Genomic DNA, 13,996 nt, shown 5'->3' on the forward strand with positions numbered 1-13,996 from the left:
GCCCTGCCCGTTGTCAGGGCCCGCCCCTAGACTGACGCAATGGTAGACAACAAGGCTCGCGAGTCGCTCATTGCCGACACACTCGTCGAGGCATTCAAACCGCTGATGGAGGCGGATCCGCACGGCTTCCGGACGAAGTTCCGCAAGATGGCCGCCGATCCCTTCGCCTTCTACCGCGGCAGCGCGTGTCTGTTCTATGCCGATATGCGGGAGACAGAGGACAGGTGGGCGGACGACAACACCAGCAGGGTGTGGATTCACGGCGACCTCCACGCGGAGAACTTTGGCACCTACATGAGCGCCACCGGCCATCTCACGTTCGATATCAACGATTTCGATGAGGCCTACCTCGGCCACTTCTCCTGGGACCTCCGCCGGTTCACGACGTCACTCGCCCTGATGTGCTGGCAGAAGGCACTCCCCGAGGAGGCAGTACGCTCGCTGGCACGCACCTATCTGTCCTCGTACCTCGACCAGGTCGATCATTACGACGACGTCGGCCAGGACGACTTCGCGCTTCACCTGGGCAATACGTCCGGCACCATTCACGGCGTACTGCTGGCAGCCCGGGCCTCGCGCCGCACCGATCTGCTGGACTCGATGACGTACGTCGAAGACCATGAACGCCATTTCCAGAACAATCCCAAGACACGGCAGTTGGATAAAGCCGAACATGACATGGTGGCAGCGGCATTCGAGCAGTACCTTGGCACCATTCCCGAAGGCAAGAAGTCAGGACGTGAGGTCTTCTACAACGTCAAGGACATCGTCGGAAGTACCGGCTTCGGCATCGGCAGTGCGGGCCTTCCCGCCTACAACGTACTCATCGAGGGGTACAACGAGGCCCTCGAGAATGACATCATCATCTCGATGAAGCAGGGCAACGTTGCCGCGCCGAGCCGGATCGTCACCGATGAGCGGGTCCGTTCGTACTTCGAACATGACGGGCACCGCACCGTCATCAGCCAGCGTGCGCTTCAGGTGCACACCGATGAGTTCCTCGGCTACACGACGGTGGACGGGGTCGGCTTCGTGGTGGACGAACTCTCCCCGTACAAGGCTGACCTACGGTGGGACATGCTGACGGAACCGAACGAGATCGAACCGGTCCTCGTGGATCTCGGTCGGGCAACTGCCAAAGTGCACTGCGCGTCTGACGAGGACAGCGACCAGGACCTGGTGGCCTTCCAGACCGAGCGCGCCATCACGCAGGTCATCAAGGGGCGCCGGGAGGAGTTCATTGAGGACCTCATCGAATTCTCGCTGGACTACGCAGGCAAAGTCCGTAGCGACCATTCGCTTTTTGTAGATGCCTTCCGCGAGAACAGGATCGCCGGCGTCCCCTCCACTTGAGATCGAGGCGTGAGATCGAGACCTAGGCCTAGGCATGAAATCGAGGCGTTGCACAAACCGCACAACAGCACAAGGTGATGTAGTTCACGTCGGCAGAATTTGGTCGGCTAATTAGGTAAGACATACCTTACTTAATGCCGGGCCGGCCGGTTTCCCATCCCGTCTCACCCTTGGAGTCCCGCACGTGAAAAATCCCGGAAAGCCCGGCGCCATCGCCGCCCTGGCAGCGTCAGTCCTAGCTCTTAGCGCCTGTGGCGGATCTGCCGACGCCGGCAGCGAGCAGGCTGCTGACGCAGCATCCGCCACGGTCACAGTGGAGCATGCGCAGGGCGATACGGAGGTACCCGTCAACCCGGAAAACGTCTACACCTTCGACCTTGGCGTGCTGGACAGCATGGACAGCCTGGGCATCACGCCGGGCGGCGTCCCGCAGGCGACCTTCCCGGAAGCGCTCGCTGAATACGCTTCGGATGACTACACGAAGATCGGATCCATGAAGGAACCTGACTTCGAGGCCATCGCGGCAGGGGGCCCGGACCTCATCATCATCTCGGGACGCACCGCCGGCTCCTACGAGGAACTGAGCCGGATTGCACCCACCATCGACCTGAGCATCGACCAGGCCGCGCCGATCGACAGCTTCAAGGAAGTGAGCACCACGCTCGGCGCCATCTTCCAGAAGGAGGACCAGGTAGCTGAGCGCCTGTCCGCCATCGATTCCTCCATCTCAGACGTACATGCCGCCGCAGAAGGAGCAGGAACCGGCTTGATTGTCCTGACCAGCGGCGGGGAACTCACTGCCTACGGCGCCGGTTCCCGGTTCGGTCTGATCCATGACGTCCTGGGGGTTGAGCCCGCCACAGAGGTGAAGGCGGACGGTTCCCACGGCGAGTCGATCTCCTTCGAGTTCATTGCCGAAACCAACCCGGATCATCTGTTCGTGATCGACCGTGACTCTGCGGTCGGCGAGTCCGGAGACGCAGCCTCCGCCGTGCTGGACAACGAACTGGTCAACGGCACTACCGCCGGCACCGAAGACCAGATCACCTACCTCGACGCCGCCAGCTGGTACCTCGTCGGGTACGGGCTCAACAACGTCGATGCCATGGTCAGCTCGATCAGCGACGCGCTGACCAGCTGATTCCTCCGCCGGCCGTCCCATCCGGACGGCCGGCAGCAAGGCTCCCTCCGTGATCACAGCACCCTCACCTATACAGGCCACGACGACGGCACGCCGCCGCTTCCCAGCGTTGGGTGCGCTGGGTGCAGCCCTCGCCGTCGTCGTTCTTTCTGTTGTCAGCCTGTTCATCGGTGTCAGCGACGTTTCGCCGGCAACGCTGCTCTCCGACTCGGATGACGGTGCCGCCGGGCGAATCCTGCTGATCAGCCGTATTCCCCGGACCCTCGCCATCCTCCTGACCGGGACGGCCCTCGGAGTGGCCGGGCTCATCATGCAGCTGATGGCGCGCAACAAGTTCGTGGAGCCCTCGACGGTAGGTACCGTGGAGTCGGCGATGCTCGGCATCCTCGTAGTGACAGTGTTGCTCCCCGCCGCCCCGCTGTTGGCGAAGATGGGGGTGGCCGCGGTCTTCGCCGTCGCCGGGACCGCCCTCTTCCTGCTTGTACTGCGGCGCGTGCCCCTGCGCAATACCCTGATCGTTCCGCTGGTTGGCATCATGCTCGGCGGCATCATCGGCGCCGTCACCACCTTCTTCGCCTACCGGTTCGATCTCCTCCAGAGCCTCAACAGTTGGATGGTCGGTGACTTCTCCGGTGTCATAGCCGGCCGGTATGAGTTCCTCTGGCTGGTCGCAGCCCTCACCGTGGTGGGCTACCTCGCAGCCGACCGGTTCACCGTCGCCGGGATGGGAAGCGAGTTCACCACCAACCTGGGCCTGAACTACCGGGCCGTGATGACCCTGGGACTCGTAATCGTCTCCCTGATCAGCGCCGTCGTCGTTGTTACGGTGGGCGCGTTGCCGTTCCTCGGCCTCCTGGTGCCGAATCTCGTCTCGCTGCTGATCGGCGACAACGTGCGCCGATCAGTGCCCTGGGTGGCCCTGACCGGAGCCGGGCTGGTGCTGCTCTGCGACATCGTCGGCCGGCTGATCCGCTTTCCCTACGAGATCCCCGTAGGTACCGTCCTGTCCGTCGTCGGAGCCGCCGGCTTCCTCTACCTCCTGCTGAGGAGCCGCCGCCGTGTCGCCTGACCCGCTTCCTTCCGCGCTGACCGTACGACGACGGCTGCCCGCCAGGACCGTGGGTCCCCGCACCTGGATACTGGTGCTGGGACTCCTGACGGCGGGACTGGTGGTCGTCTTCATGACAATCGGTCTGTCCGGCAATCTGTCCTACGTGCTGCCGTTGCGAGCCAACAAGGTAGCCGCCATGCTGCTGGTGGCCTACGCCGTCGGAATTTCGACCGTGCTCTTCCAGACGGTCACCGGCAACAGGATCCTCACGCCGTCGATCATGGGCTTCGACGCGCTGTACATCCTCCTGCAGACCTTTCTGGCCTTTACCATTGGCACGCAGGCTCTCCTCACCATGGGGGCAGGCACGCGCTTCGTCCTGGAAGTCCTGCTGATGGTCGGATTCTCCTGGCTGCTCTACCGGTGGCTTTTCATCGGCGGCGGGAAGTCCCTGCACCTCGTCCTGCTGGTCGGCATCATCTTCGGCACCCTGTTCCGGGGAATGTCCTCCCTGCTGCAGCGGCTGATCGATCCCAGCGAATTCGTGGTGCTCCAGGACCTGTTCTTCGCCAGCTTCACCAACGTGGACCCGTCCCTGCTGGGCGTTTCCACACTGGCCATCCTTGCCGCCAGCGCCGTGGGGTGGCGGATACGAAACCAGTTCGACGTGCTTGCCCTCGGCCGGGAAACCGCCCTCAGCCTCGGCGTGGACCACAAGCGCACGGTCACCCGGGTGCTGCTTATCTGCTCGGTGCTCGTGGCTGTGTCCACCGCACTGGTTGGCCCCATAACCTTCTTCGGCCTGCTCGTGGCCTCACTGGCGTACCAGTTTTCCCCGGTCTTCCGGCACAAGTACGTCCTGGCGCTTGCCGTGCTGCTCGGCGCCATCGCGCTGATCGGTGGGCAGCTGGTCCTCGAGCGGGTCTTCGGGTTCGACACGGCCCTGAGCATCGTCATTGAGTTCGTCGGCGGAATCGTCTTCATTGCCCTGCTCCTGAAAGGTTCGATCAAATGATCCAACTGTCCGGCGTAACCAAGGCGTACGGCGCCGAGACCGTCGTCGACTCCGTCACGGCCACGATCCGCCAGGGCGGCATCACCTCGATCATCGGCCCCAACGGAGCCGGGAAGTCCACCCTCCTGTCGATGATGAGCAGGCTGCTTCCCCTGGACAGCGGCTCGGTGGTGATTGAAGGCATGGACGTCAGCACGACGGCGAGCAACACTCTCGCACGAAAGATGGCGATCCTGCGACAGGACAACCAGCTCACTGTCCGTCTGACGGTGCGCGACCTGGTGGGATTCGGACGGTTCCCCCACAACCAGGGCAGGCCAACCGCTCAGGACCGCATTCACATCGATCGCGCCCTGGACTACCTGGACCTCGGCACGATGGCCCACCGTTTCGTGGACGAGCTCTCCGGCGGGCAGCGGCAACGGGCATTCATCGCCATGGTGCTGGCCCAGGACACAGATTACATTTTCCTTGACGAGCCGTTGAACAACCTCGACATGAAGCACTCCGTCGACCTGATGCGTCTGCTGCGCCGCACCGCTGAGGATCTCGGCAAGACGGTGGTGCTGGTCATCCATGACATCAACTTCGCCTCCTGCTACTCGGACGCCATCATCGCGATGCGGGATGGGGCGGTGGTGCACCACGGCACTCCCGCCGAACTCATGCATACGCACCTGCTCCGCGAGGTGTACGACATCGATATCCGCGTGGAGGAAATCGACGGCAACCGGATCGGCGTCTATTTCGCCTGAGCGCTTGGCGCCCTGGCACAGCCCTACCCTGACACAACGTCCGTCCGATGGGGCAGGATGGGAACCATGCGAGCCCCCATGGACTTCGATGTACTGGTGATCGGCGCCGGGCCGGCGGGTATGGCCGCCGCAACCCGCTCAGCGGAGCTGGGAGCGCGCACCGGCGTCGTCGAACGTGCCCGGCTGGGCGGCACCTGCGTGAATTCGGGGTGTGTCCCCACGCGGGTGCTCGCAAAGACTGCGCGGCTGTATCGGGAAGTGCGCACGGCCCGCGAGTACGGGATCGTGGTGCACGAACCCGCGGTTGACTGGCCTCAACTTGTCCGGCGGGTGCGTTCCACGGTTGACCGCGTCCTGGAGGCCAAAGGGTACGACGAAACCATGCGGCGCCTGAAGATCACGCTGCTGGAGGGCGAGGCATCCTTCACAGGCCCGCGGGAGCTCCTGATTGACGGCCGTACGGTGACCGCGGCCTCGATCATCCTGTGCGTCGGCGGAAGTGCACGGCGGCTTCCCATCCCGGGCGCAGAACATGCCGTGCTTCCCCACGAAGTGCTGGACCTTCCGCAGCTTCCCAGCGCCGTCGCCATCATCGGTGGAGGCCACACCGGCGCCCAGCTTGCGACAATCTTCGACGCGTTGGGGTCACGGGTGACCCTCCTCGATGTAGCCCCACGCATCCTCACGACGGAGGACGACGACGTCTCCACCGCCGTCACCGACGGCTTCCGTTCGCGAGGGGTAAGCGTGGAGGTCGGCATCAGCGGCGTGGACGGGATTGACCAGCACGACGACGGCCTTGAGCTTCGCTGGCGGGGAACCGACGGTGCTCAAACTGCCCGCGTTGGAGCCGTTGTCATGGCTGCCGGGTGGCCGGCGAATGTCGAGGGTCTCGGGCTGGATGCCGCCGGCGTCGCCACCGAGCGGAACGCCATTCCCGTGGATGACTATCTGCGCTCCAATGTCCCGCACATCTTTGTTGCCGGTGATGCCAACGGAACATCCATGCTGGTTCAGGCCGCAGTGTTCGAGGGGGAAACGGCCGCGGAGAACGCTGTCCTTGGCGCACACCGCACCACGCCGCACCATCTGTTGCCTGAAGGCGGTTTTACCGACCCGGACTATGCCGGGGTAGGTCTTACCGAAGCCCAGGCGAAGGAACGCGACCCGGAGTGCGCCGTCGTCGTGGTCCCATACGGCGCGGCGGAGCGTCCCATCATTGATGACCGGGAGCAGGGTTTCCTGAAGCTGGTCACCGACCGGCACCGGGAATTGATCCTCGGCGCGCACGCGGTCGGTGAGAATGCGGTCGAGGTCATCCAGGCCGTTGCCACCGCGATGGGAGCCGGCACCGACGTTGCCACGCTCGCCCGTGTGAAGTTTGCCTACCCCACCTACAGCGCGATCATCGGCCACGCTGCACGCGCAGCGGTGCGGGGAGCAGGGAAAGACTCCTGGTGATCGGACTGCTACTGTGGGACGAGGATCACTACAAAGCTTGCTTATTACCGGGCGCCCGCGGCACGAAGCCCGGTCCCCGTAGGAGAGCAGTGAGGAGTAGCCATGGGCAGCGCAGAGAAGAAGTTTTCAGTTACCGAGGAATCAGACAGCAAGCACCCGCATGACTGGGGTCGGGCAATGGCCGTAGCGATCAGCCGCCTCGTCGATCTGGCACACGAAGCGGGGGACGTCGTCGAAAACGAGAACCTCTATGGTGAGGACCTCCACCTCTTCGTCGCCGAGACGGAGCACGGCGCAAATATCACGATGTCATGGACGCCTCGGGCGTCGAAGTCCGCCGAACCGGCTGAGCAGGAGTAGATATGAGCGCGCCAAATCCCGATCCGGATCAGGACAAGGTTACGGGGCTGGAACCCGGCGGCGGCGTCCCCCCGGGTGAGACACCTCCCGGCGAGGCCAGTACGGCCGGACCTCAGGGCCACGAGGAAGGGGCGCCGGGCAAGGCCGCGTCGCGAATCTGGCTGGTACTGATCGGCATCTTCGTGCTGCTGGGCCTGCTGTACTTCGTCGGGTACATCGTCGGGCTTTTCACCTAGGCCACCAGGGACACAGTAAAGCGGCCGTGACCCGTGGGGGACGGCCGCTTTACTGTGTGCGCTCACAGTCTGCCCAATCGGGCGTGCGCTTAGTTGCGGTAGTAGTCGCGGAGAGTTGCTTCCTGGTCGGCTGAGAGGCCTTCCTCCACAGTGAAATCCGGCGCGTCCTTGATGGTGTCTTTCGATACCGCAACGTAGAGGTTGTCACCGTCCAACCGGGACCCTGCGAGCGGAACGAAGTTTTCCCTCGTATTCAGCAGCCCGAGCCCCACCGTGATCCAGGCGGGTTGGCGAGTTGCACCGTCAAGGTGCACCTGCGTGACGTTTCCGAGCTTCTCCCCGTTGACGTCCCATGCCGTGGCGGCCTGCAGTTGTTCCAGTTCCAGGTTCTCCATGATGCCTCCGAGCGTCGATAACAAGTGCCCTTACCATTCCAGTGCATCACGCCACCAAAGGCAACGGCGACGCCCGTCGATCTCCCCGGCTGGTTACGCTGCGTCGACCTTTTCGGCCGCCTCGTTCAGCATGGGGAGCCACTTGTCCAGCGCCCAGACCAGGGAGAGCGGGCTGGCTGCGGAGATTGAGAGCGTCAGGGTGTTGTCGGCGTCGGCAACGAGGGCTCCGGACTTGACGGCGGGAATCTGGCTCAGGAGCGGATCTTCACCGATGGCTTCTTTGGTGGCGTCGTCCGGCACCCAGGTGACGAATACATCAGACTCGAGTTCATCGGCGCGCTCAGCGGACCAGGGGAAGAAGAATTCCTCGCCCTTGGTGTTCTCGGTGACAACGTCAGCAAGCTCCATGCCGATCTGGGTGAGGAAGCGCGGCCGGTTGTCGCTTGCCGTGTAGACGTTCACGCCCTCGGCGTTGGCGGGCTCGAGGTTGCCGAAGATGAAGGACTTTCCTTCGATCGCCGGGTACTCAGCGGCAGCTTCGGTGATCTTGTCCTCGGTATCAGCGACAAGCTGCTCCGCCTCTGCGGTCAGGCCGAGCGCCTCACCGACCAGCGCGGTGGATTCCTGCCAGGCAGTACCGTAGGCCACCTCGGGGTAGGCCACCACCGGCGCGATCTCGCTGAGGGTGTTGTACTCCTCCTCGGTGAGGCCGGAATAAGCAGCGAGGATAACGTCCGGGTTGGTTGCAGCAATCTCGTCGAAGGCTATCCCGTCAGCCTCGGAGTACTGGGCCGGCGCGTTGTCTGAACCGATGGCGGCCCCCAGCTCCTCAAGCTTCGCGTCCTTCCACGGCGTGGAGCCCTGCTCGTTTCCACCGTACTCATCCAGCGGCATACCTACGGGCACTACGCCGAGCGCGAGCGCAACATCGGCGTTGACCCAGGAGACGGTCGCGACGCGCTCGGGCTTCTCCTCGAGAACAGTCTCACCGAAAGCGTGCTCGATGGTGACGGGGAACGCCTCCGTGGAGCCGGCTTCGTTCGCACCGGCTGCTTCCGAACCGCCTCCGGCCGGACCCGTAGAACAAGCTGAGAGGGACAGAACCGCAACCGCTGCCGCGGCGACAAGTCCGCGCAGGCGTGTGGGGGCCATGGGGGCTCCTTGACTTTCGTGACGGCGTTGAACGGACCGTCGGGATGGATACGAAAGTAAGGCTAACCTATGCTCTGAACCATTTCGAAATGTTTGTGTTGCGTAATACGTTCAGCTCCCGGATTCACGGGCTTTACGGCTCTCCCTGTCGTTCGCTTTCTGGATTGCGTCCACCAGTTCCTGCTTATTCATGGTGGATCGGCCGGGAACATCCAGCTTCTTGGCGACGTCGTACAGGTGCTCCTTGCTGGCGTTCGCATCCACGCCGCCCGCAGTCGGCTTGCCGCTTCCCCGTCCGCCTTTCGCCTGGTCGTCGGACGGACCTTTATGGTCCTTCTGCTCCCAGTGGTCGCCCACCTTCTCATGCGTGTGTTTCAGAGCGCTGTAGGCGGTCCGGTGTGCGCGCTCACCGTCCCCGTACTGTTCCTCAGCAGAATCGAGGGTCTTCGCGAACGTTTCCTGCGCCTTTTTGTCCGAGCGCTGCAGGGTGCTTGGCAGGTCGTCGGTCCTGACCTTCCCGGACTTCGTTACCTTCGGCATCGCCTCTGCTCCTTCCGTGTCGGGTAGGGCTTACACTTCCGAGGCTACCGCTGCAGCTGAAGCGCCGCTACACGTACGACGGCGCCGGGTTGGCTGCGACAGCTCCGAGATATTTCGCGAGCGCGCCCGGCGCGGAACGTGGCGCTTCGGCTTCCACTAGGGCGTTGTAGTTCGTGTTCGTGTTGACGTCATACGTGAGTACGCGCCCATCAATTGACTCCATGAACTCGATCCCGCATACCTCGATGCTGTTCCGCCGGGCGAACTCCGAATACTTCGCGATGATCGGGTGGTCGAAACCGCGGCGCAGGCTGAACAGCTGCTGACCTTCCTCGGGTTCGATCGTGGCACCGGGAGGCATGATCGGCTTGCCGGTGTTCGGATCGATGGCGCAGGAATCCGCCGGGCAGAGTTGGAAGCCGCCGCGCGCGGTGTCCGCCTGGATCGCGTAAACGAATTCACCGCCGACGATTTCCACGCGCGTGATGATCGGCTCGGCTGCCTGAATGAACTCCTGGATGAGCGTGATGCCGTCCTGCGGTTCCTCGAACTCGTCCGAGCTCACGTAGTCGGCCAGTTCGTTGTGACTTTCGAACTTGCGGACGCCGAGACCCTTACCGCCCTGATTGTGCTTGGTGATGAAGGGGGTGGGGAAATTCCTTGCTGCTTCGAGAATGTGCTCCCGCCCGACGGCGGCAACCGTACGGGGTGTGTCGATGCCGGCCGCCTTCAACGCGGTCAGTTGGTCCACCTTGCTCATCTCAAGCTCAAGGACTCGCCGCCCGTTGATTGTCCGTCGGCCATGAGCCTCCAGCCACGACAGGACCGCACGGGCGTATTCCTTGGACAGTCCGTGCTCCCGGGTGTGTGCCGACGCGCTGATCCTGGACCAGAAGATACCTTCCGGCGGGGTCGAATCCAGGTCGAGGACTCCATCGATCAGGAGCCACTCCTCAAATTCCAGGCCCTCCTGCTCAAATGCCCGGGCAAAGGGCGGAAACCATTCCGGATTCTCGTGCAGGGCATAGATCTTTGTGGTTTCCGAAGTAGTCATGTTGGGTGCAACCTCCCGTGTGTGCGGGCTATTCCGGCTGTCGTTGGGCGCTGTCCCGACTATTCCGCCGGCAGGTAGATCCCGTTACCGGGGCCCATGGGAATCTCGAAGAAGTAGAAGACGCTGAGGATGGAGGCCCACGCGAGCCAGAAGGGAATAACGAACGGCAGCAGGCGGGCGATGAGCGTTCCCAGTCCAGCCTCAGGCTCGTACTTCCGCAGCATGGCAAGCAGCACGATCATGTAGGGGTTCAACGGCGTGATGACCTGTGTCGCGGAATCGCCCACCCGGAAGGCGCCCTGGATGAACGCGGGTTCATAGCCGAGCAGCACGAACAGCGGCACAAAGACCGCCGCCATCAGCGTCCACATCGCTGATCCTGAAATGATGAAAAGGTTGAGCAGTGACGCGAGCACTATGAAACCGAGGATCGCCGGATAACCGGTGAGCCCGATTGCTTCCAGACCGGAGGCGCCCGCGACCGCGATCCACTGGCCGATTCCCGACCAGTTGAACAGCGCAATGAACTGGCCCAGGATGAAGGCCAGAACCAGGAATCCCGCCATGTCGCGGATGGCCTGCCCCATCACGCGGGGGATGTCCTTGCCGCTTTCGATGGTCCCGACGATCTTCCCGTAAACCAGTCCGGGCACAACGAACATCGCGAACACTATGAAGACGATCGAACCCAGCAGCGGTGAATCGGGCAGATAGCCGCCCTCCTCGTTGCGCCACGGCGAACCGGGAAGAGTCACCGCAACGGCGATGACGACTGCGAGGGCAAAGCCAGTGAACATCGCCCACCGCAGGGCTTTGGTCTCTTTCGGGTCGAGCTCGGCCTGCAGATCGGTTGCGGAGCCTGCGGGTGTGGCGTCGTCATCGTCACCGGCGGCTTCGTCGCGGGGCACTCCCTGACGGTTCAGGCGCGGCTCGAGGATCCTGTCTATGACGAATCCGGCGATAGCCATGAGGACCAGTGAGGAAGCGACGTTGAAGAAGTAGTTTGATACCGGGGTCACCGGTGAACCTGGATTCGGCAGGGTCTCGGTGACCGCCGTCGTGATTCCGGCGAAGAGTGCATCCAGGCTAGTCACCAGCAGATTCGTTGAGTAGCCCGCGCCGGCGGCGGCGAACCCGCCGAGCAGGCCCGCTACCGGGTGCCTGCCGGCGGCCTTGAAGACAAGAGCGGCCAACGGTGGGATCACCACGAACGCAGCGTCGGACATGATCGATCCGAGGACGCCGACCACACCGACCGCGTAGGGCAGGGCCCAGCGCGGGGCTGACCCGAACGCCTTGCGGATCATGGCGGCCAGTAATCCGGACTTTTCGGCCACACCGACAGCGAGCAGGATCGGAAGCACGGTAACCAGGGGCGGGAACCCAAGGTAGTTTGGACCGAGATTCTCGGTCAGCCAGGTAAGCCCTTCCGCGGTAAAGAGGCCGCGGATCCGGGTGGCTTCCGCGCTGCCGGGAACCTGCACCGTGACATTGGCCCAGGCCATGGCCGTCGAGACCACCGCGGTGATGCCGAACAGGATCAGGAATAACGTGAACGGTTCGGGAAGCTTGTTACCTATGCGCTCGACGCTGTTGAGGAAACGGTCGGTGAAGCGGCGCTGCGAAGCGGTGGATGCTGATGACACGAAAACTCCTTGGAACTAGTCAGTCCGGACGTGCTCTGGAATCAGTCGAAATAGGTCGGGACGTCGATCGGTCCGCCCTGTGTATCGAACTCTTCCGCTACAGCCCTCTGCAGCTCCGGGTCGCACAGATAATCGAGGGCGGTGAGCGCCAGCCCGGCCGCGCCGTCGTACGCTCCACGCTCCGCCGCCTCGGTGTTCGCGGCGTCCGCGAACTCCCGGGTGTGGAGGGCTGTTTCGGCGGAAGCGATACTGATCAGCGGATGGATGCCGGGGATGCGGTAACTCACGTTTCCGAAGTCGGTTGAGGCGGCAAGCGTTTCGGATACGACACCGGCGGGCAGCGGAGCGCGGCCCCTCCCCCGCTGTGCCTTGACCCAACGACCCGTCAGTGCCTTGTTGGTGCGGATCGGCAGTGACGGCGGATGCTCGTCCCAGTCCAGTTCGACCGTGGTGCCCGTCATGAGGGCGGCTCCGCGGGCGATGTCGTTCAGGCGCCTGCTCAGGTCCTTGAGAGTTTCGGGCAGCCGCGAACGCGCATACAACTTCAGCACCGCGCGGTTGGGGATGATGTTCGGGCTCTGCCCACCCTCAACGATGTTGGTGTGCACCCGGTCGGACGGCGGAAGCTGCTGTCGCAGCAAACCGATGCCCTGATAGGTGAGGTTGGCGGCGTCAAGCGCGTTGCGGCCCATGAACGGTTGAGCGGACGCGTGGGCTGCGACGCCCGTGAAGGTGATCCTGAGCAGGCGGCGTCCAAGCCACGCCTGATCGGCGAGGTCATAGCCGTAGGGATGCACCATGATCGCCGCATCCACCTCGTCGAACGCACCGTTCCGTGCCAGGACCTCCTTACCGGAGTGACCCTCCTCGGCCGGCGTGCCCAGGAAGACAACCCGGCCCGGCAGCTCGTCCCTCACAGCGGCCAGGGCGAGGAACGCGCCTACGCCGGTTGCCGCGATGACATTGTGTCCGCAGGCGTGGCCGATGCCGGGCAGGGCGTCGTATTCACTGAGGACCGCGATGGTCCGTCCGGCGGACGTCCCGCTGATTTCCGCACGGACGGCGGTATTGACGCCGTGCACATCGACGGTCGCGTCGATTCCGTGCTTGCCGAGCACGTCCGCCAGCACACGGGCGCTGGAGTGCTCCTGGTAGGCAGTCTCCGGATTGGCGTGCAGGGCATGGACGATGTGTGCGAGGTCTTCCTGAAGCTCGGCCACCCGTTGTTCGACGGCGGCCCCCAGCTCCCGCGGCGCTCCGCGGTAGGGGGAATCTTCGGTAGCGGCAGTTCTCATCCGTTTCCGGGTCTCGGCAGCGATGGCATTGAGGTAGGCCGGGTCCGGCACAGTCGGTACGGTCATTCAGGTAGCCTAGGCAACCAAAACTGGGATCGGCAGATGTCGAGCAACCCGGGGTAATAATCTTCTGATTCCTTGACAGGGGCAACATCGTGTATCCACAGAAATAACGCGGCCGAAACGGCACCGCAACACGATGGCGGGACGCTTGTATCACCGGCGGGAAAGCCGGTTCCATCCTCATCAAGGAGCCGCAATGTCTCTGCTCACCTCCACCGAAATCATTCGAATCCGCGACCTCGGCACGCTGCGCCGGGGAGACACCGTCGAAGCCCATCTCCGGAACGAGCTCCACTACCGCGGACGTGTCGAAGAGACCGCTCCCGGAATCGGCGTCGTGTGGATACGCGACGACGTCGATGGCCGCCGCGCCATCATCCACGCAGAGGAGTACGCCATCTGGCAGATCCAAGTGGCTGTTCAGGAGGGCAGCCTCGCCGCGTAATCGGCACCCCAGGCCGCGAATGAACGACGGCGGT

Annotated in this window: 15 protein-coding genes; 9 read left to right on the forward strand and 6 right to left on the reverse strand. The window is 63.5% G+C overall.

Features of this window, described 5'->3' with window-relative positions; genetic code table 11:
* Positions 1–39: 39 nt before the first annotated feature.
* The 8 genes from M1D74_RS13640 to M1D74_RS13675 all read left to right on the forward strand — a co-directional run bounded on the left by M1D74_RS13640 (position 40) and on the right by M1D74_RS13675 (position 7,372).
* Positions 40–1,353: a DUF2252 domain-containing protein gene (locus M1D74_RS13640; protein ID WP_309071978.1), complete on the forward strand. Its 1,314-nt coding sequence runs from the start codon at positions 40–42 to the stop codon at positions 1,351–1,353.
* A 184-nt stretch (positions 1,354–1,537) separates the two neighbouring features.
* Entirely contained in the window at positions 1,538–2,494 is a 957-nt protein-coding gene (locus M1D74_RS13645; RefSeq protein ID WP_458115616.1) for a siderophore ABC transporter substrate-binding protein, read from the forward strand.
* Positions 2,495–2,543: 49 nt separating this feature from the next.
* Entirely contained in the window at positions 2,544–3,563 is a 1,020-nt protein-coding gene (locus M1D74_RS13650; protein WP_458115617.1) for an ABC transporter permease, read from the forward strand.
* Positions 3,553–4,560 (forward strand): iron chelate uptake ABC transporter family permease subunit, encoded by a 1,008-nt coding sequence (locus M1D74_RS13655; protein WP_458115618.1) that lies wholly within the window; start codon positions 3,553–3,555, stop codon positions 4,558–4,560. Before M1D74_RS13650 ends, M1D74_RS13655 begins: the two co-directional genes overlap by 11 nt.
* On the forward strand, positions 4,557–5,315 hold the full coding sequence (locus tag M1D74_RS13660; protein ID WP_309071982.1) for an iron ABC transporter ATP-binding protein: 759 nt from the start codon (positions 4,557–4,559) through the stop codon (positions 5,313–5,315). The genes M1D74_RS13655 and M1D74_RS13660 overlap by 4 nt, the downstream gene beginning before the upstream one ends.
* 66 nt (positions 5,316–5,381) lie before the next feature.
* Entirely contained in the window at positions 5,382–6,776 is a 1,395-nt protein-coding gene (locus M1D74_RS13665) for a dihydrolipoyl dehydrogenase family protein (RefSeq protein ID WP_309071983.1), read from the forward strand.
* A 102-nt stretch (positions 6,777–6,878) separates the two neighbouring features.
* Positions 6,879–7,136 carry a hypothetical protein gene (locus M1D74_RS13670; protein WP_309071984.1) on the forward strand — a complete coding sequence of 86 codons (258 nt, stop codon included), beginning with the start codon at positions 6,879–6,881 and terminating at the stop codon, positions 7,134–7,136.
* A 2-nt stretch (positions 7,137–7,138) separates the two neighbouring features.
* Positions 7,139–7,372, forward strand: a complete 234-nt coding sequence (locus tag M1D74_RS13675) for a DUF6480 family protein (protein ID WP_309071985.1) — start codon at positions 7,139–7,141, stop codon at positions 7,370–7,372.
* Between the two features lie 89 nt (positions 7,373–7,461).
* Here M1D74_RS13675 and M1D74_RS13680 read toward each other — a convergent pair whose 3' ends face one another.
* From M1D74_RS13680 to M1D74_RS13705, 6 genes are all read right to left on the reverse strand, one after another.
* On the reverse strand, positions 7,462–7,767 hold the full coding sequence (locus M1D74_RS13680) for a PRC-barrel domain-containing protein (protein WP_309071986.1): 306 nt from the start codon (positions 7,765–7,767) through the stop codon (positions 7,462–7,464).
* 93 nt (positions 7,768–7,860) lie between these two features.
* Positions 7,861–8,919, reverse strand: a complete 1,059-nt coding sequence (locus M1D74_RS13685; protein WP_458115619.1) for an iron-siderophore ABC transporter substrate-binding protein — start codon at positions 8,917–8,919, stop codon at positions 7,861–7,863.
* A gap of 111 nt (positions 8,920–9,030) precedes the next feature.
* On the reverse strand, positions 9,031–9,459 hold the full coding sequence (locus M1D74_RS13690; protein ID WP_458115620.1) for a ChaB family protein: 429 nt from the start codon (positions 9,457–9,459) through the stop codon (positions 9,031–9,033).
* 67 nt (positions 9,460–9,526) lie between these two features.
* On the reverse strand, positions 9,527–10,513 hold the full coding sequence (locus M1D74_RS13695) for an ATP-grasp domain-containing protein (protein ID WP_458115621.1): 987 nt from the start codon (positions 10,511–10,513) through the stop codon (positions 9,527–9,529).
* Between the two features lie 59 nt (positions 10,514–10,572).
* Positions 10,573–12,159, reverse strand: a complete 1,587-nt coding sequence (locus M1D74_RS13700) for an AbgT family transporter (protein ID WP_458115622.1) — start codon at positions 12,157–12,159, stop codon at positions 10,573–10,575.
* A 41-nt stretch (positions 12,160–12,200) separates the two neighbouring features.
* A complete protein-coding gene (locus M1D74_RS13705; RefSeq protein ID WP_458115623.1) occupies positions 12,201–13,520 on the reverse strand; it encodes a M20 family metallopeptidase in 1,320 nt (439 codons plus the stop codon).
* Positions 13,521–13,713: 193 nt separating this feature from the next.
* Between M1D74_RS13705 and M1D74_RS13710 the strand changes: the two genes are divergently transcribed.
* Complete coding sequence (locus M1D74_RS13710) at positions 13,714–13,962, forward strand: hypothetical protein (RefSeq protein ID WP_458115624.1); 249 nt, start codon at positions 13,714–13,716, stop codon at positions 13,960–13,962.
* Positions 13,963–13,996: the final 34 nt, after the last annotated feature.

The organism is Arthrobacter sp. D2-10, assembly GCF_054161285.1.